The sequence below is a fragment of the Paenibacillus sp. J22P15 genome (assembly GCF_056269345.1).
The window spans coordinates 1-19,505 of the sequence record NZ_JBWDNT010000009.1; the positions used below are offsets into that span (position 1 = coordinate 1).

General features: G+C 40.7%; 14 protein-coding genes. All 14 read left to right on the top strand.

Annotation, left to right across the window (positions count from 1 at the left end):
- Window positions 1-396: IS3 family transposase (locus tag AC0YN6_RS18615; RefSeq protein ID WP_475748632.1), on the top strand; the 396-nt coding region annotated here is incomplete at its 5' end.
- Between the two features lie 475 nt (window positions 397-871).
- Entirely contained in the window at window positions 872-5,926 is a 5,055-nt protein-coding gene (locus AC0YN6_RS18620) for an AAA family ATPase (protein ID WP_475748633.1), read from the top strand.
- Between the two features lie 23 nt (window positions 5,927-5,949).
- Window positions 5,950-6,603, top strand: coding sequence for a response regulator (locus AC0YN6_RS18625; protein ID WP_475748634.1), 654 nt, complete (start codon window positions 5,950-5,952; stop codon window positions 6,601-6,603).
- 286 nt (window positions 6,604-6,889) lie between these two features.
- Complete coding sequence (locus AC0YN6_RS18630) at window positions 6,890-7,624, top strand: LytR/AlgR family response regulator transcription factor (protein WP_475748636.1); 735 nt, start codon at window positions 6,890-6,892, stop codon at window positions 7,622-7,624.
- A 12-nt stretch (window positions 7,625-7,636) separates the two neighbouring features.
- On the top strand, window positions 7,637-8,953 hold the full coding sequence (locus tag AC0YN6_RS18635; protein ID WP_475748637.1) for a sensor histidine kinase: 1,317 nt from the start codon (window positions 7,637-7,639) through the stop codon (window positions 8,951-8,953).
- Between the two features lie 366 nt (window positions 8,954-9,319).
- Window positions 9,320-10,192: an EAL domain-containing protein gene (locus AC0YN6_RS18640; RefSeq protein ID WP_475748638.1), complete on the top strand. Its 873-nt coding sequence runs from the start codon at window positions 9,320-9,322 to the stop codon at window positions 10,190-10,192.
- Between the two features lie 47 nt (window positions 10,193-10,239).
- Entirely contained in the window at window positions 10,240-10,884 is a 645-nt protein-coding gene (locus tag AC0YN6_RS18645; protein WP_475748639.1) for a WxL domain-containing protein, read from the top strand.
- A 22-nt stretch (window positions 10,885-10,906) separates the two neighbouring features.
- Window positions 10,907-11,602 (top strand): WxL domain-containing protein, encoded by a 696-nt coding sequence (locus tag AC0YN6_RS18650; RefSeq protein ID WP_475748640.1) that lies wholly within the window; start codon window positions 10,907-10,909, stop codon window positions 11,600-11,602.
- Window positions 11,603-11,704: 102 nt separating this feature from the next.
- Window positions 11,705-12,751, top strand: a complete 1,047-nt coding sequence (locus AC0YN6_RS18655) for a WxLIP family cell surface protein (RefSeq protein ID WP_475748642.1) — start codon at window positions 11,705-11,707, stop codon at window positions 12,749-12,751.
- Window positions 12,723-15,092 carry an L-type lectin-domain containing protein gene (locus AC0YN6_RS18660; protein WP_475748643.1) on the top strand — a complete coding sequence of 790 codons (2,370 nt, stop codon included), beginning with the start codon at window positions 12,723-12,725 and terminating at the stop codon, window positions 15,090-15,092. Before AC0YN6_RS18655 ends, AC0YN6_RS18660 begins: the two co-directional genes overlap by 29 nt.
- 141 nt (window positions 15,093-15,233) lie before the next feature.
- Window positions 15,234-15,425 (top strand): aspartyl-phosphate phosphatase Spo0E family protein, encoded by a 192-nt coding sequence (locus AC0YN6_RS18665; RefSeq protein WP_475748644.1) that lies wholly within the window; start codon window positions 15,234-15,236, stop codon window positions 15,423-15,425.
- 207 nt (window positions 15,426-15,632) lie between these two features.
- A complete protein-coding gene (locus AC0YN6_RS18670; protein ID WP_475748645.1) occupies window positions 15,633-17,177 on the top strand; it encodes a spore germination protein in 1,545 nt (514 codons plus the stop codon).
- Complete coding sequence (locus AC0YN6_RS18675) at window positions 17,174-18,274, top strand: GerAB/ArcD/ProY family transporter (protein ID WP_475748646.1); 1,101 nt, start codon at window positions 17,174-17,176, stop codon at window positions 18,272-18,274. Before AC0YN6_RS18670 ends, AC0YN6_RS18675 begins: the two co-directional genes overlap by 4 nt.
- A complete protein-coding gene (locus AC0YN6_RS18680) occupies window positions 18,271-19,383 on the top strand; it encodes a Ger(x)C family spore germination protein (RefSeq protein WP_475748647.1) in 1,113 nt (370 codons plus the stop codon). Before AC0YN6_RS18675 ends, AC0YN6_RS18680 begins: the two co-directional genes overlap by 4 nt.
- The last annotated feature ends 122 nt before the right edge of the window (window positions 19,384-19,505 follow it).

Genomic DNA, 19,505 nt, shown 5'->3' on the forward strand with positions numbered 1-19,505 from the left:
ATCATTACCTATACGATCGGTTCAAGACCAGTCTATTCTCTTGTTTCCACAATGTTAGATCAAGCATTTCAACGATTAGCAGACAAAGATACGCTCCTGATTCATTCTGATAAAGGATGGCACTATCAGATGAAACCGTATCGTCATGCCCTTGAAAAGCGTGGTATCAAACAAGGTATGTCCCGCAAAGGCAACTGCTACGACAACGCCGTCATTGAGAGTTTCTTTGGCACAATGAAATCTGAATTTCTTTATTTAAACGAATTTAATAGTATTGAGCATTTTAAACAAGAGCTCTCAACATACATTGATTATTACAATCACAAGCGCATTAAGGCAAAACTAAAGGGAATGAGTCCGGAACAGTACCGAACTCATTCCCAAAAAGTCGCCTAATGAAATAACCTGTCTAACTTTATGGGGTCACTTCATAGCGGTTGTGGATTTTGTGTTTTATCGCATTTTTTCTATAGTTCGAATCCTGCATTATATGTATAATATTACTAATTGCTGTCATATGACAACAGTTATGACAGCAGTCACTATTTTACTTGGTTATTTTATATTATAATGTTAAAAGATGTTAGGTTCATGAAAGTGCTAGAAGTAACTAAAACATAGAGCAAATAGAATTAATACCCGAGGTGAGAATAGTGGCAGAGTATATCATGTTTAGAGAGATTTGGACGCCTTTACGTTTAATTGGCATTCGTTTCTTCAAGGATGAGCATACCGAATTGTGGTACAAAATCGGGAATAAACATAGAAAACGAATATTCAAGTAATTTAATAAATAGGCAGCAGACTATCCAATGGACGGTCTGTTTTTTTATATAATGGACACATTATGGTAACTGGGGAGTGTGGCTTCGTGATAGAGATACCAGGGTATCAAATGATAGAAATAATTAGTAGTAATAATGATATAAAGCTATATAGAATGCAGCGGCAAGAGGATAATATGCTTGTTATTGCCAAAACGACATGTGATTTATTTCCAGACTCAAATGTGGTTGCCTCTTTTCAATATGAGTATGACATGCTTATGAAACTTGATGGAAAAGGAACGCTGGAGGCGTACAGCTTAGAAATTGTCGCGGATAGGCCTTATTTAATCTTACAGGATATCGGGGGATATACCCTTGATCAAATATTGCAAACGCGCGTTAATCCATTCATGCATTCGGCACAACTAAGCATTGCTGTAGCTTTAGCCGATTGTCTTATGCAAATACACGGCGAGAAAATTACACTCAATGAAATAACCCCCTTTCATCTAATCGTCAATCCCGATACATGTGATGTGAAATTTGTCGATATCCGTATGTGCTCTACCGATTTGCAAAAAAGTCCTCTATCGCTTTCGACAAGTAGACCGGATTCTGTATTGTCGTATATCTCTCCGGAACAGACGGGCAGAACGGCGATGATACCGGATTATCGCTCGGACTTTTATTCGCTCGGTGTTACTTTATACGAGTGGTTATCGGGAAGTGTGCCTTTCGAGCTCCGGGATGTACCGGGTGTCATTTATCATCATCTTGCCAGCATACCCAAGCCGCTGCATAAGAAGTTGCCCTCTATACCTAAGATGGTCTCCGAGATTGTAGGTAAGTGCATGGAGAAAATGCCGGATGCGAGGTATAACAGCACATTCGGTATGAAGTCGGACCTAGAGAAATGTCTGATTCAATTTCAGCATTCGGGAGAAGTCAAACCCTTTGTACTGGCAACGAAAGATATTCCAGATCGTTGGATTATTTCTGAACATTATTACGGCAGGCACACCGAACAACAGATCTTACAAGAAGCGCTGCGGCGAACGTCTTTGAGCACAGCGGAGGTCATCTGGGTTAGTGGCAGCGGAGGAATTGGCAAAACGACCTTTGTAAAGGAAACCCTTCGGAAGTCGATGTCTTCCGATGGTTTTATAGTTACGGGTAAGTACAATCCGAAGCAAACCGCACTGCCTTACGACGTATGGATTCAAGCCATTGATGAATTGGTTAGTCAGCTTCTCATGGAGAGCAAGCTGCAGGTGGAGATTTGGAAGCTTCGTATTTTAAATGCGTTAGATGGTTATGGACAGCTGATTATTGATCTTGTTCCAAAGCTTAAATTGCTGGTTGGCGCGCAACCGCCTGTACAGTCGTTGCCGTCGGTGGAAGCACAACGGCGTTTTCATCTTGTTCTTAACCGATTTATTAAGTTATTTCTACAACCGGATTGCCCTTTGGTTTTGTTTTTTGATGATCTTCAATGGGCGGATGAAGCTTCTCTTCAATATCTTGCTTGTCTTCTAGTGGACAGGGAAACGAAACATCTGCTCGTCATTTTGGCCTATCGGGATGGGGAGATTACAGAGCAGCATCCGCTCACTCGTTTGGAGAAATCTCTTGAAGAGAACAACATGCTCCAGAGCCGCATTCATTTGAACGCGCTGGAAATTACTGATTTGAACCATCTTCTAAACGATACCATGGGTTACGAAGCAGACGGAATGATTGAGCTTGCTGCGGTATTGCTTCATAAGACAGAGGGAAATCCATTCTTTCTCAAGCAATTTCTACAGGACTTGGTCGATGATAAACACGTCCTATTTGATGAAACGAGCAGAAGTTGGAAATGGAATTTGCCGCGTATTGCCGAAAGGAATGTTCCTACCAATGCTGCTGATTATATATCAGAGAAAATGAAGCTCTTCTCTGATCGGACGGTTAATGTGCTGGGGCGGGCAGCATTTCTGGGTACAAGCTTTGATTTGGATACGCTCGTTTCTATTACGAATTTATCCCTGCAGGAGCTGACCGAAGTGCTTGGGGTTGCCGAGCGTGAACAACTATTACAGCCTGTTAACACAGGAAACGGTAATACGTATCAATTTCAGCATGACCGTATCCATCAGGCTGCCTATGCACTAGTCTCCGAAGATGAGCGTCCCGATCTGCACTGGAAAATCGGAATGCTGCTAGCGGATCGCATGAAATCCAGCGAGGAAACGAATATATTTGAAGCGGTTAATCATTTCAATCAGGCATGGGAACGGATTGAACGCCCAGAGCAGAAGCAGGAGCTCGCGGGACTGAACTTGCAGGCGGGATTAAAGGCCAAACAATCGACCGCATATGAGACATCTTTAGGTTATTTACGACATGCTACTGCGTTAATGAACGAAGAAGATTGGAAGGATAACTATACTCAAACCTTCCGAGCCTTCCGAGAACGTGCTGAGATTGAATATTTAACTGGTCATTTTGCAAAGGCGAATGATTTGTTTAATCTGTTAATTAGCAAAGCAGAGACGAACCTGGACAAGGCATTCGTGTGTACGGTGAAGATACAATTGGAGGCAGCGCATGAGAATTATGAACAGGTTATTTCCATAGGTCGTCAAACGATGGAACTATTGAACTTGCGTCATAATTTCGATCCAAGCATGTTCGGACTGACGGTGCAGTGGATAAGAATGAGCCGGAAAATACGGAAGCATCCGATTGAATCGATACATTTATTGCCGCCTATGACTGATGAGGTTCGCAGAATAGCAATGACCGCGATGTCTTATACGTCCAATGCTTCCTTTTTTGTAAACCAAAAGGGGTGGATTGCTACATCGTTCGCAATGGTCGAGATGACACTTGATTACGGCATGGCCCCGGAGTCTTCGATCGCTTTTATGGGATATACCCTATTTCTGAATTTTTATTCTCGGAATTATAAGGAAGCGTTCAAGTGGGGAATGCTCGGCTGTCATTTATCGAAGCCGTACCCGGCACTACATGTTAAGGCGCGTACTTCATTCGCATTGTGTTACGATAGCTGGCGGCAATATGAACCGTCGTTACTGGACGATTTTGCTGAGCACGCTGGAAAGATAGGATTGGAGCTTGGAGATGTTTGGCAAGGCAATCAAAGTGTAATCGTTATTTGTGGTATTTTAATGCATTTTGGACACCCGCTCGGCGATATTTATGAACGGTTAATTGCTCATGCGGGAGAGTTTTTACGGAATAACAAGGGCCTTCATTGGAAGCAGGTGACTGTGTTTGCGGTGCTTATCACTCGTTTGACGGGATATCGAGCACCAAACGACCCATTTGAGGAATCGGATATATATAGTGATGGCTTTGCCGAATCGGTTAATGGAGACCAGCCCGAAACGCTTCAAGAGCTCGTCTGCACTCTTCAGTATTTGCCTGGTTATATGTTCGGTCAATATCATACTGCACATGAGGCTTTGAAGAGATCGGCTGTGATCATTAGCAAGCGTAAAGAAAAATACGATAACCCCGTTCAATGTATGTACGAAGCTTTAGTATGGGCACAGTTGTACGAGGATGCATCGGATCAGGAACAAAGGGTATTTCGGGTAAACTTGCGAAAGAATCTGAAGAGCATGAAGGGGCATGCTGCACGATGCCCTCAAAATTATAAGCATAAATATCTACTCATCAAAGCAGAGATAATGCGGATTAACGGAAAGAACCGACAAGCCGAAGAGTTTTACGAGAAATCGATCGAGGCAGCACGCACGTACGGTTTTATTCACGATTTGGGCATGGCTGCGGAGTGCTTTGCCAAGTTCGCTCTTCGTCAAGGTAAACAGCAGCTCGCGAAAATCAACATGACGGAAGCCTATGAAGCGTTTACTCAATGGGGAGCGATGGCGAAAGTAGCTGATCTTGAACAAAAATACGGAAACCTTTTGCACATTAGGCGAGAATCGGGATTGGATAATGTGGATTATCTCTCTGCCGTCATGTCAGCGCAAGTGTTATCGGGCGAGATGGAGATGAATCGCTTGCTGGGCACGTTGATGCGCATCATGCTTCATAATGCGGGAGCGGAATACGGTGTGCTCATTTTTGGTCATGAGGATCAATGGGTTATCGAAGCATATGGGACTGCCGAGGAGCAATACATCGAAACCATTCCTCTAGAGGAAGAATCGGACAAAGTTCCAGCGGCGATCATTGGATATGCGGCAAGAACGAAAGAGGAAGTTGTGCTGCATGATGCTGCCAAAGAGGGGATGTTTACACGGAATCCGTATGTCATGAACAACAGATTGAAATCGGTTCTTTGCCTTCCTATTATGAACCAGAACAAGCTGATTTGTTTACTCTATATGGAAAACAAGCTTTCAACGAGCATATTTACGCCTCAGCGCCTGGATATGTTGAAGCTGCTTGGTTCCCAATGCGCCATTTCCATCCAAAATGCTAGACTTTACTCGGGGATTCAATATCTTAAAAATAATCTTGAAGATCAAGTAATAGAGAGAACTCGCAGTCTTGAGCGCTCGATGCGCGAGACGTCAGCCGCACTGGCTGAAGCTTCTGTTTATGAGGAACGAAATCGTATCGCTCATGAAATTCATGATATTGTCGGACATTCACTTACATCGACGATCCTTCAAATTGAGGCTGGAAAGCGCCTTCTGCATAAGGATATGGAGGGCGGCATTCAACGTCTGAAGGAAGCACAGGATCTTGTTCGGCACAGCCTGAATGAAATTCGAGGGTCTGTCCATTTGTTGAAGGAGGACAGGTTTGCCGATCTTGGACAAATGTTAAACAAGCTCATTCGAGATACGGAGCGCAATATGGAAGTTGTCATTGATGCAGCCATTCATGATTTGCCGAAACTGTCCGTAGCTCATAAGAAGACGATCTATCATGCGCTGCAGGAAGGCTTAACCAATGGTATTCGCCATGGCGGGAGTATAAAATTTCGCTTTAATCTGCAACCAGTCGGTGCATATTTACAGTTTAGACTTGAAGACAGCGGGATAGGCGGCAGTGTAATTACGATGGGTTTTGGATTAAAGGCAATGAAGGAGCGCGTTGAACAGTTGGGCGGCAGCCTTACGATTGAACGGTTGCCCAATCGAGGCTGTCTACTGAAGATAGATTTACCATATTAGATGCGATTGAATGGAGGTAGGGAATGAAAAAGATTACTATAGTTATTGCCGATGATCAGATGCTGACTCGGGAAGGACTGCGGACAATACTTGATCTGGAAGATGATTTTGAAGTAATCGGTGTAGCCAGGAATGGAAAAGAGGCATGCGAGCTGGCAGAGACATTGCGTCCGGATCTCATGCTGCTGGATATTCAAATGCCGGTTATGGATGGGCTTAGCGCTTTAAAGCAATTAAAACGGATTGATTCCAAAATATTTATTTTAATTCTAACGACTTTCATTGATGCAGACTATATTGTTGAAGGCATGGCGAATGGGGCGAGCGGCTATATGCTTAAGGATATGGATGTAGATAAAATGATCGCAGCCATTCGTGATACGATGTCCGGCCAGTTTATTCTTCCGGCATCCGTTGCCGCTAAATTGGCGGAGAGGATGAATAGGATCACAGATGACTATGAATACATTCAAAAATCCAATCCGGATGTCATTAAGCTGACAGAGCGTGAAGAAAAATTAGCACAGCTCATTATTCGCGGACTGAACAACCGTGAAATCGCTGATGAGCTTTACATAGCCGAGGGTACGGCCCGTAATTACATCAGCAACCTCTATGGGAAATTGGATGTCGTCGATCGAGCGCAGGCGATTGTTCGTCTGCAAGCTTTGATATAAACGAAACAAAAGGAAACAAATCTACTGCGTCACCCTATGTGGTGTATTTTAGTCCTATACGTCATATGGAACAAATTGACCTTAATCGAGATCAAAACTTACACAAAACAAGAAAAACATTGTATATGATAATTATGCTTAATTAGATGAATAGTTTTTAATTACCATTTTTTGAATAGGGAATATTTATCAAGTGACATATAACCTATTTTTTATTTGTGAGTGATATAATAGTTTTATTGATTTTACTATTCCAGATAACAATAACAGTTAAGGAAGATGGACAGTGGTACTAACAATTTTTCTCTGTGATGACAATCAACAAATGTTAGATGACTACCGACTTCTTATTTCCGAATTTGCACGCAAAAATCAAATATTAATTAATGTTCTCACTTTTCAAAATGGGGAATCTTTGGTGTTCCACATGCTTGATTCTCCTAATCAAGCGGATATTATTTACTTGGATATTATGATGGGGTCCATGAACGGTATTGAAACTGCCCAAAAACTGCGAACTCTTGGCTGCAAGTCAGAAATTATATTCCTTACATCTAGCGATGATTATGTGTTCGAAGCATTTGATATCTCTCCGGTTCAGTATCTGATTAAGCATGATACGACAACTGAAAGGTTTGAACAAATTCTTGCTAGGGCTATTGCACTAGCTGAGGTCAAAGAAGGGGGTATGTTTATATGTGAATCCGGCTACTCCCGCAACGTCATACCTATGAAGGATATTTCTTATTTTGAAATTAGAAAACGAGTCGTTACGGCCCACTATAAAGGAAATAAGAATGTTGAATTTTATGGAACAATGGATCAATTAATGGAGCAGCTTCACGGAAAGGGTTTTATCCGGGTTCACCGCTCTTATATGGTTAATTTACAATATATCGCAAAATTCCAGACTCAAGGTTTACAGTTAAAGACAGGTGAACATATTCCAATCGGTGTGACCTATATGAGATTAGTGAAACAGGAATTTTCAATCTATTTACGCCAATATATGCATAAATAGTAGGTGACGAATGTGCAATTTTTAGTTGTTATTTTATTGCTTGTTTATAATATCCGATTCCTCCTTTACTTTAGAGAAGTTTATCCGGCAAATCGAGGCCACTGGCTTAACTATGCTATTGTCGTTTCATCCAATGTTGCCTGTTATATTTTCATGGAATATGTGCAACTTCCGCAAACTGGGGTTTTGGCTAAGAGTATTTTATTTATGTTGGGACTTAAAATACTCTTTAAAGTTAAGCCCATACAAATGGTGTATGGCGGAATCGTTTATATTTTTATTCTTAACTCCTTTAAAGGAATTGTGGTCTCGGTATTTGCATTGATTTTGGGCGAGGATGTTAAATATGTTCTTCAAGGCGAGTATTTTTATACATCTATTATGATTGCAGTCACGGCTTCAATCATTTTTGTTTATATTATTAAAAAAACGATTGCTAATGAATTGTATGTGAGACAATTTCGTCGTAACGATGGCCAAATGAAATATATTGTCGCTGTTCTAACGGCATTACTTTTATACCTCATGTTGATCTTCGACGGGCGATTTGTTGAATCGACCTCAATATGGTTTACAATGTTATATTTAATATCATGTATTTGGAGTCTCGGTCTAATGCTGGTTATTTGGAACAAAACGATTCGGGTGGCATATCTTCAGGAATATAAGCGACAAACCAAGCAACTGCAAGAGCAACTCGAACGCCAACTGAGACATTACAAGTCGTATCAGAAATACACGGAAAGCTTCCGGAATTTTAAACATGATTATAACAATATAATGTCATTAGTTAAGACTTTACTTAAAAATAATGAGATTGATAGAGCATCAAAATTATTAGATGATATTCAGCATACAATGGACAATAGTGTTCTAGTTCATAAGAATTATTCCAACAATTTTATACTAGATGCAATCTTGCAGGATGCGGCAAACACATGTGACGAATATCATATTCGTTTTTCAGCACTTGTACACATCCCTCCTCAGATTGCACTATCTGAGATCGACATCATCCGCATTTTTTCAAATGTGCTAAGAAATGCCGTTGAAGCATGTTATAGGTTAGAGAATTACGCTAATCGGTTTATCGATGTTTCAAGTTGTACAAATGAAGGCTGGTCATGTATTCTGATCAAAAATTCATTTAACGGAGAAATAAAAATTGACGATGAAGGGCTAGTTACCGTTAAACAAGATAAAGACAATCATGGTATTGGCATAAAAATATTAAAGGAAATTATTGAGAATAGTGGTGGATTAGTTCTCATGGAAATAGATCCAATAGAAAAAATATTCATTACAAAACTTCATATCCCTATACAGTAGAATTATAATGTTTTATCGGCAAGAAAAGGATGACTTCTGAGTTGGAAGTCATCCTTTTTATATAAGATTAAAATTTATTTTACCCCCATACGACCACATTCTTATTTTCCCATTTCGATAAAAACTCCGCGGGTCCTCTCATTTGGAACAAAAGAACCATCATTTAATACGTATTTAGCAGAGAACTGGGTATTTTAGTTATAATTTCTTCATATAGGAATCACTTGAGCTTTTCATATAAACGACAGATATAGATTACTCGTGAAAGGCTTATTGAGGAGTTTATGTACAGGAAGGAGGTATTTTTAGCTCACTATGCTGAACCCCGAACGCTTAAAGAGAAAGTACAGGCATCGACGGCATACTTTGACATTCCAGCAGAAGCTAAAGGGAAATCAACATATCCAAATAGTGACACATAACAAACTTCAAAATTGCGATGATGCGCTTGGTTCGTTTTCTCGTAGTTTACTGGCTATAGAACTGGAGGCCGGATTTAAAAGCCAGAAAAAAACTATACATTTAGAATACCAGCCAAAAGTAAACAGTCGGAGTGAAGTAATCGGGGCAGAAGCTTTACTTCGCTGGAATCACCCAGTATATAGCGAAATATCACCAGCCATAATCGTAGCTATTTGTGAAGAAAAAGGTCTTACTAATCAATTGAATACATGGATTTTGAATCAGGCATTAAGTGATTTAAAGCAATGGCATTTACTGGGTCATAGCAACTTGGTACTCTCGATAAATGTGGATCCCCAACAGCTGTTAGAGGAGGATCAGCTTATTCAGACGATACAGGTATGCATGAATAAAGCTGTTATTGACCCTAAATATGTGGAACTAGAACTTACGGAACGAACCGCAATTTCTCAAAGTCACTCCATTCGTCGCAACTTTGAGAAGTTGAAAGCTATGGGGATAAATGTATCTATTGATGATTTTGGCATGGGACATAGCTCTTTGTCGTATCTATGTGATTATTATATAACCTGTGTAAAGCTCGATATTGCTTTGATCCGTACAATCGTAAGTTGTAAGAACCGACAACTCCTTGTCGAATCCATTATTTCTTTGTGTAAGAAATTGAATGTCATGGTTGTAGCAGAAGGTGTGGAAACAAAACAACAAATAGAGATATTGCGAAAGCTTGGTTGCTGCTATTATCAAGGTTTTTATTTTAGTAAGTCATTGACTTGTGAAGATTTCACTAAATATGTTACCCATAATACAGGCTAACGAGAGTTAGTTAACAAGAAACTATACCATTAGGAGTGAACTTACAAATGAAAGTAAAAAAAGCATTACTATTATCACAAGCTATACTATTATTCGCGTTCCCCGCAGCAGCAAGTGCGGCGAGTGTTTCAACAGCCAATTCTCAAGGCACTATTACGATAACTGAAGGAGCCGGTTCAACGACACCAATCATACCAAGCGTGCCGGGCGGAGGAACCGGAAATGTAGGTTCATTAACCATTGATAATGTCTCGCCGCTACTGTTCGATACGCATCAATTGGCTGGCGGAAAAGTAACCTATTCAACGACGACTACAAATCCAAACGTTCAAGTGACAGATACTCGCGGAACGGGAGCGGGGTGGGCATTGCAAGTGTCGGCTGCGCCATTCAAAGATCAAACCGATGATACGATAGTGTTGAAAGGTGCGGTTGTAACGCTTCCGGTTGGAACGTTAGAGACGACTCCCTTGAATGTTTCCGCAACGCCCGATGCAAGAGAAGTTCAATTAAGCACAGATTCGGATGTAACCGCACCGCAAAACCTGATGGTTGCAGCAGTTGATACAGGTTTGGGAACATGGGTAGATAAATTTACTGCAACCAGCGTGACTATTCAAGTCCCTGCCGGAAACTTGATTGGAGACTATGCTTCCACATTGTACTGGAGTCTGCTGGACGCACCGCAATAGTTCACAGTAGGAGGTAAGACGGATGAGGGCTATTAAGGTACTGGCATTAGGATTTATTCTTGCCGGCGCAGCCTATCCAAGCTATCCGGTCAAGGCAAATGGGGTGGATTCAACCGTTTCAAGCAACTCCATAAGCTTTATTGCTGATGAGGGGCCAACAAAACCGGTCGATCCTGAAGATCCGGATAAACCAGATCCGGCTGGACCGATTGATCCTGTAGATCCGGGAAATGGGGGCACAGGAAATAGTGGAAAGTTGACACTTGACTATGTCTCCAATATTCAATTCGGAACCAAAAAAATTGCTAGCGGAAACATAACATATTATGCCGTAAATAAAAATCCGTATGTACAAGTTACAGATAAACGCGGTACCGGAGAAGGATGGTCTTTGAAGGCACGGGCTTCCGAGTTCAAAAGCGAGGATGGGAAAGTGTTGGCAGGCGCCGTATTATTGTTTCGAAACGGACAAGTAAAATCACTGTCCGGCAATGTATCCGCTCCTCCTGCAGCGTATGACGTTGTTTTTGATAATACAGATGTAAAACGAGTGATGATTGCTGAAGAAGGCGCCGGCCGCGGAACCTGGGTCGATGTTTTCTCCGGAACGGAAGGCGATAATAGAAATGTTCAATTAAAGGTTTTGGAGGGGTCGGCAGATACGCTGATCAATTATACGGCCGTAATTACTTGGGAATTATCTAACGCACCCAATTAAATCGTTTCAAATGTCGAACTAGGCTTTCTTTATTGAAAGCCGGGTTCAACTTTGTTTTGTTGGCATGAACAGGGTTCCATTTGAACGAGGAAGGGATTTTGAATGAAAAAAGGTTTATTAATGCTTCTAGTTTCATTATGGATTGGGTGGGGGATGGTTGCAAACAATGAATCGGCTTATGCCGGATCAATGAATTACTCTGTCAAAGCCAATATTCCCGAAAATCAAATCAATAAAAAGCTTACCTATTTTGACTTGAAAATGAGTCCCGGTTCAAAACAAACGATAACGTTAACCGTGAAAAACGGATCGACCGAAGAAATAGAACTGATGATTGAACCCAACACAGCGATAACGAACCAAAACGGAGTCATTGATTACAGCAAACATGAACATGAAAAAGACAGCTCATTGAAGTATTCATTTTCTGAGATTATTACTCAAAGACAAAAAGTAACGTTAAAAAGCAATGAAAAGAAGGATGTGCCGTTTACGATACAAATGCCCGAGAAGTCATTTGATGGCATTATTTTAGGCGGATTCCACATTCACAAAATCAATCAAGCTGAAGAAACACAAGCCAAACAACGTGTTCTATTAAAAAATGAATTTTCCTATGTGATTGGCGTGAAATTATCCGAAACTGCAAAAATAGTACGGCCAAATCTAAAGTTGAATGAAGTTCAGGCAGGGTTAATGAACTATCGTCCGGTTGTTACCGCCAATTTGCAAAATACAGAAGCCGTAATTATAAATAATTTGAAAGTAGATGCCAGAGTCACTAAAGAAGGCCGCCAAGAGACGCTTCACGAAACGACAAAAAGTAAATTATCCATGGCACCGAATTCTAATTTTGATTTTCCGATAAGTTGGGATGCTAAACAGCTTGAACCCGGAAAATATCATTTGTATGTAACGGCGAGTGACGGCGACCAAACCTGGAAGTTTGATAAAATGTTTGAAATCAAAAGTAAAGAAGCGCAACAAATCAAGGAAAATGCTGTTGAAAGCATCGCCGAGAAAGATAATACATTACTTTATTGGATAATGGGATCGATCATTTTAGCATTAGTTTTCATTATTATTGTATTGCTGATAAAGAAAAAAAGAGGGAATCGAAATGAAGAACAAAATATTTCCTCATATTAAGGTTGTACTCCTATTAATTATTTGTATTCTGTTACCCATCGTTGTGCGGACGGTGCCAGATAGGGGCATAGTTTTGGCTTCTCCGGAACATAGTCGTTCCGTTGTTGATGTTACTTATGCTACCTATGGCGAGACACTATTTGAAAGTTTTGCAATTGCAAATCTACCTCCAGCCAAGATTAATCTGGATAATATATTTGCGCTACCAACGGGCTCGAACAGTTCCATTATTGACGGTTCAATCGTTGAAATCACTCCTCAGGCTACCGGGAAAAAAGGCGGAATTTGGTCAACCAGCAATAATCTAATGGATTTAACACAAGACTTTGTGGCTTCAATGTATATATATTTCGGAAATCAAGGAGATAATGCATCGGACGGTATTGTATTTGTTATGCATAATGATCCCGGGGGCACAAACGCATTGTCTCCTAACGGTGCCGGCGGTCTTGGGGTGTGGGCAGCAACTAACAATGGAGGTCCATTTAACGGAATTCAAAACAGTTTAGCGGTTGAGTTTGATACGTGGCACAACAATGACTCAGGTGGTGGCCGGTTTGATTATGATAATCAAAATAATGACCACATTGCTTGGAATTATCCTGGTAAATCAACCACTTATAAAGATTGGCGGCTTAGTCTATTTGAGTGGTCAAGAAAAATGTATCATAATAATCTCCAATACACTGGAACATTAGCAAATGATACATGGCGTAAATTCGAAGTGAAGTGGAATGCGGCGAGCAGCATGCTATCCTATCAACTAGCGGGTACTAATAAGGTCGATATCCCCATCAATATTCAAGACGTCTTCGGTGCGAACCAAGTCTATTGGGGATTTACGGGTGCAACCGGAGGTAATACTGCCTGGAATCTGGTTGCGTTTGAAAACGTGCCGGGATTGGTAAACAGTGAAGTGACAGAAACGATAACCAAAAGCGATGATTCGCACAATGTGAATGGAGCCACCGTCTTTATTGGTGATGAGTTAACCTATACCCTCACGGCGAAATATCTCTCGGGTAAACAAGACTGGAAAGATATTATCGCTCAAACAATGATTAATGCTCATGTTACGTATGTACCGAATTCATTAACATTAACAAATAGCAGCGGGACCATAGCGTTAGCTGATAATTTATGGACAGGGAAAACGCTAGCCGTTAATCTTCCAGACATGAATGCTGCTAATAGTGAACAGATTATTTCTTTTAAGGTCAAAGTAAATAACATATCACAAGCAGCTTCAGTTACGGAAAAGACGGATTTTATGGGAAGTAACCATATTATCCATACTTCACCGGTGAGTTATTTCATTTCAACAAACCAGGCACCCGATGTGACAATCGATCAAGCTGGTCCTATTTATATTACGGTTGGTGAAGCTTATGAAGCCACAGGAATCTGGAGAGATCTTGATAATTCCAAAAACACAGTATATTATGCTCTGAATGGAACCTTGCTGAATACTGAAGAGCTGGATAATGGCGGTTCCTATGATCCAGTACCATGGAGCTTTCTGATCACAAACGATCATTTGATATTAGGTGAAAATAAATTGGAAGTCGTAGTAAGAGACCCGTTAGGGGCCTATTCAACTGCTGTTTTAAAGATTATTGTTGTAAGTCCGCCGACCGTTACGTTAGTAGATGCGAATATGGAAATTCCTGTTGATTTCGGCACTGCCTATCCCATTATCGGAAGCTGGAGCGATCTTGATAGTGATACGGTGGATTTATATTATGCAATAGATTCGGATGCAGCAGTTAACTTCGCTCCCAGTGCAGCAAATTCGACTAATAAAGGCGAACAAGTTAACTATGAATACGCTATACCTGCAGAGCAATTATCCTTAGGCGTGCACCAAATTACAGTCTATGCTGTAGATGATGGGGGTCAGCAATCTAATGTTGAAACCTTAACTGTTAATGTTACCGGAAAACTAGTTTTTACAACTGTAGCTGATCAGGTTAGCTTTGAGAATACAATGATTTCAAGTCAATCGACTATTTCAGAACGAAATAATGATTGGGACATCAGTGTGAAAGATACGCGTGCAATAGGTAGCCCATGGCGTCTATCAGCGACCTTGACTGAAGAGTTTTCAGATATCGAAGGGCACTACTTGACGGATGCTTTAATATTTGTTGATGAGCATGGAAATGAAACAATGATGGAACCTGGAATACCAATGTATGTTTATGAGGGTATTACTGAAAATCAATTGGAGGTGAACATCCAATGGGCAACGAATCAAGGGATATTGTTGAAAATCAATCCCTTTGTCTATGCCGCACAATATAAAGGATTGATTCGTTGGGATTTAATTGATGCCCCTTAAACATAGGGGTTGATGAGTTGATGTTCTTAAGCAGATGGCTTCTGTACCCGCAGAGAGATAAGTGAAAGGCCAGTAGTGAGAGTTCTTTTAGACTCCGTTATTCTTCATGGCCAGAAGATCTGGAGTCAGAGGGGGTACACTGTGGGAAGGTTAGCTCAACTCAAACAGGTTATCGAACAAAAAAGAATTGAGATGAATCAAATCAGCGAAATGTATGGTGTATCCTCTGAATTGGTGCTAAAGATATCGATAGAGTTAGATGATCTGTTAAATGAATATCAACAGAATCAAAACCGGTTACTGAATAAAGTTTCAACTATAAATAGCATGTAAATTGTTGGGGAATATAGCAACGAGTAAAGTCGAATAGGAACGAAGCCCTGGTTCACGATCTACGTGAGAGTTAGGGCTTTTTTTATTGCAGTACAGATTTTGATGGTTTCCACTTTAACGAATCAAGAGTATCTTTTTGTCAGTTTATGTCGATCCTTGGAATGACTGATTCCAATCCACAGACTGTTCAAGATAGGATGATTCCTTGTGTTTTCGAATATGAAATTTTTTAGAGGAAACCGTAAATCGAAATTACGGATACCTGATGAGGCTGCCAGCTCCCTGCAAGAGGTCCCTCTGAGTAAAGAGATGTCCGCTAACATTGAATATCTGAAGCAATTATTTACGTTAACTCCCGATTTAACGATCAGACAGATTCAGACGAATCAGGATGGTATTTCAGCGACTCTTGTTTTTTTGGACGGATTAGTTAATAAGGAATTTATACACAACAATATTTTACATGCATTAATTAACGGTGATCCTGAGCAATATGATCGACTGCCCGAAGTCAGTGTGGGACAAATTCGTGTGGAAACAGAGTGGATTCATATTGAAAGTGCCATTCTGCAAGGGGACAGTGTGCTTTTTGTCGAAGGCCATGCGAGAGTTTACTTGTATGAGACGAAAGGTTGGCCGCAAAGAGCGGTTGATGACTCACGCATAGAAGCTTCCCTTCGAGGAGCACATCAGAGCTTCGTTGAAACAGGGAGCCAAAACATTGCATTGATTCGCAGATACATTCCCAACCGTGAATTGAAGATTAAGGAGCTAACTGTAGGCCAACGCGGAAAATTAAAGATCTCGATCTTATATTTGGCTGATGTGGCCAATCCGGAAGTTCTCGAGGAACTAGAAATAAGGATAAACCATATCGATATTGATGCGATTATGAACACAGGTGAATTAGCGGAGTTCGTTGAGGATAATCCCTATTCCCCTTTCCCACAGGTTATTTTGACAGAGAAGCCTGATACAACAGCATCACATATTCTTCAAGGAAGATACGCAGTGGTCGTAGACCGATCTCCCACCGTGATGATTGCTCCCGTAAACTTTATCGCTTATTTTCAAAGCGTTGATGATTATAACAGTCGCTGGTTGATATCTTCGTTTATTCGACTTTTGCGTTTCTTTGCTTTATTTATCGCCTTGTTTTTACCGTCTGCTTATATAGCGTTTATTTCGTTTAATTACGAGGTCATTCCGGTCCAATTTATTCTCTCAATTGCTGAAACAAGATCCAGGGTTCCTTTTCCACCAATTATAGAGGCGATTCTGATGGAAATTGTGCTGGAAATGATGAGAGAAGCAGGGATTCGTCTGCCCGCAATGATCGGTCAAACGATCGGTATTGTCGGGGGCATTATTATTGGTCAAGCGGCTGTTCAGGCCGGAATTGTAAGTAATATTATGGTTATTGTCGTTTCCTCTACCGCGATCGCTTCCTTTATCATTCCGAACTATGATATGGGTGCTTCCATACGGCTGATGAGGTTTCCGATCATGATTCTTGCTTCCATGTTTGGCATTGTGGGCATTGTTGTCGGTGCAACAGTATTAGTTGCTCATTTCGTTTCGATGGAATCACTCGGAGTGCCCTATGGAACCCCATTAGCGCCGTGGAGATTTTCTGAAATGAAGGATGTTTTTATTCGTTTGCCTGTATGGTCTATGCTCAAGCGCCCGAAAAGCACGATGTCAATGCAGACCATTAGGCAGAAAGATCATCGGGATGGTGATGATTCTTGAAACAATATCGACGCAGCCAAATTACATTTATGCAGTTTATTTTCATCATTCACGGGTGCCAAGTAGGAACCGGGGTGTTTTCTCTTCCTAGAACGCTCGCACTAAAAGCAGGGACTGATGGTTGGATATCCTTGATTATCGGATATTGCATGAATCTGATCGCCAGTATTGTTATTATAAAGACCTTCGAGAAGTACCCAGACGATACGATATTCGACTTGTTAATCCGTCTCTTTGGCAAATTTGTAGGGAAGGTCATGGCCATCCCTATTATTGCTTATTTTGCTTTTTGCGCATTGATCGTATTGACCTTGGCGATGTTATATATGAATCAATGGTTTTTGCAAATGACCCCGGATTATATTGTGATGTTTCTACTCGTTGTGCCAGGTTTTTTTATTGCAGGAAAAAGGCTGACTATTTTGGGCAGATACACTGAACTTGTTTTTTATTTGACAATTTGGATGTTTTTCCTCTTGTTAATCCCTATAAGAGACAGTCACTGGCTGCATCTGCTTCCGCTCATTAAAGAAGGGTGGATGCCTATATTTGAAAGTGTAGGATCAGCAGCGTTTTCATTTATCGGCTTTGAGATTGTTTTTGTGTTGTATCCTTTTCTGCAAAAAAAACATTTGGCTCTTCCTGGAATGGTTATAGCTAACTCCATTACCTTATTTGTTTACCTAGGAGTTACGTTGATTTGCTTCGCTTATTTTAGCCCTGACGGGATTATAACCTATAATGAGCCGGTATTTAATTTGTTGAAAATGATCGAGCTTAACTTTTTGGAACGTTTTGATATGATTTTTTTGGCTCTCTATTTGTTTGTTGTCTCTACCTCTTGGCTCCCATATACATACGGAGTAGTCTCAAGTACAAGCTTTCTATTAGGGACAAAGAACACAGCTCCAATCGCAAGTATTCTTTTATTATCAATTGTTGTACTGGTCCTTTGTGTTCATCCCTCATGGAATCAAACAGATAAGTGGGTCCAATACACTAGCATAACAGGGATATGGATAGCTTATGTGTTTCCAGTGTTCCTTTACCTCTACGTGATTATATACAAACGATTAAAACGGAGTGATAGCCTGTGAGAGCGGTTTTCTTTATTTGTCTACTGTTGTCGCTTTCGGTTCTATCGGGTTGTATTGATCGGATTAACATTGAGGATATATCACTGAGCTTAATGTTAGGAGTAGATCTGGATGAGGAGGGGCATCTTGTTGTTTCTTCCTCAAGTCCGGTCTTCTATAAGGAAGCGAAAGATAAGGAAGAGGATACGATTGTTAAATCCATTACGATTAGAAACTCCAGGGATCGATTTGATTCTACAATTACAGCTTTGACGAGAAGAGGTAAAATTCAAGTGTTTCTCATCGGCAAGCGTGTTCTTGAGCATAAAGATTGGTTTAATATTATGGACACTATGTTCAGAGATGGGAAAAATACAACGATAGCCCGAGTTGTGATGGTAGATGGGCCGGTTTCGGATATTGCGATGTTTACACCTAAAGATAAACCGCGTCTTCCTTTGTATTTATTGAAACTACTTGAAACGGCTAATAAACAAAATCTTACGGTGAAAACGACACTTCAAGAGTTTCATCGTCAGTATACGGAAAAAGGGATGACTCCTAGTGTGACAGAGATAAAAAAAACGAGTCAAGTTGAAATAAAAGGCACGGCTCTTCTGGATCATTCAGGTAAATATAAATTAAGCCTGAATACTGATGAATCCAAATTACTGAAAATTTTACAAGATGAAACGAGTGGAGTATTTTCATTTACGCTCAGCCTGCCTCAGCAGCCGAGCGAGGGTTTGGCCCAGGAGAATAAGATGAGTTTTTACCCTACGCTTATTCATGTGAAAACAAAGGTCGATTTCGCCGATGGTCGATTTAAATTTGATATTGGCGTTAAGATGGGCATTGTCATGACTGAACGACTTTTTCATTTTGATGTGGAGAAGAACGCACCGGAATTAGAGAAACAAATGGAAGAAGAGCTTCATAAACAAGCGGAACAGTTGTTAAAGAAAATACAAGGGGCGAAAATAGATCCCATTGGACTCGGTTTACATGCGAGAGCTTTTGAATACGCACACTGGAAGGAAGTTCAGGATAGCTGGGGGGAAGCTTTGTCTAAGGCGGAAGTAAACGTGAAATTTAAAATAAAAATTCAGGCAATGGGTTCGAACAGGTGAAGACGGGTGGGAATATAAACTGCTAAGCTTGCCTGTCTATTAAATCCACAACCGTATGCGGTTGTGGATTTTTTTGTATTCATCATCGTGTTTTGGTCATGTATAATAGATAAGTTGAATGA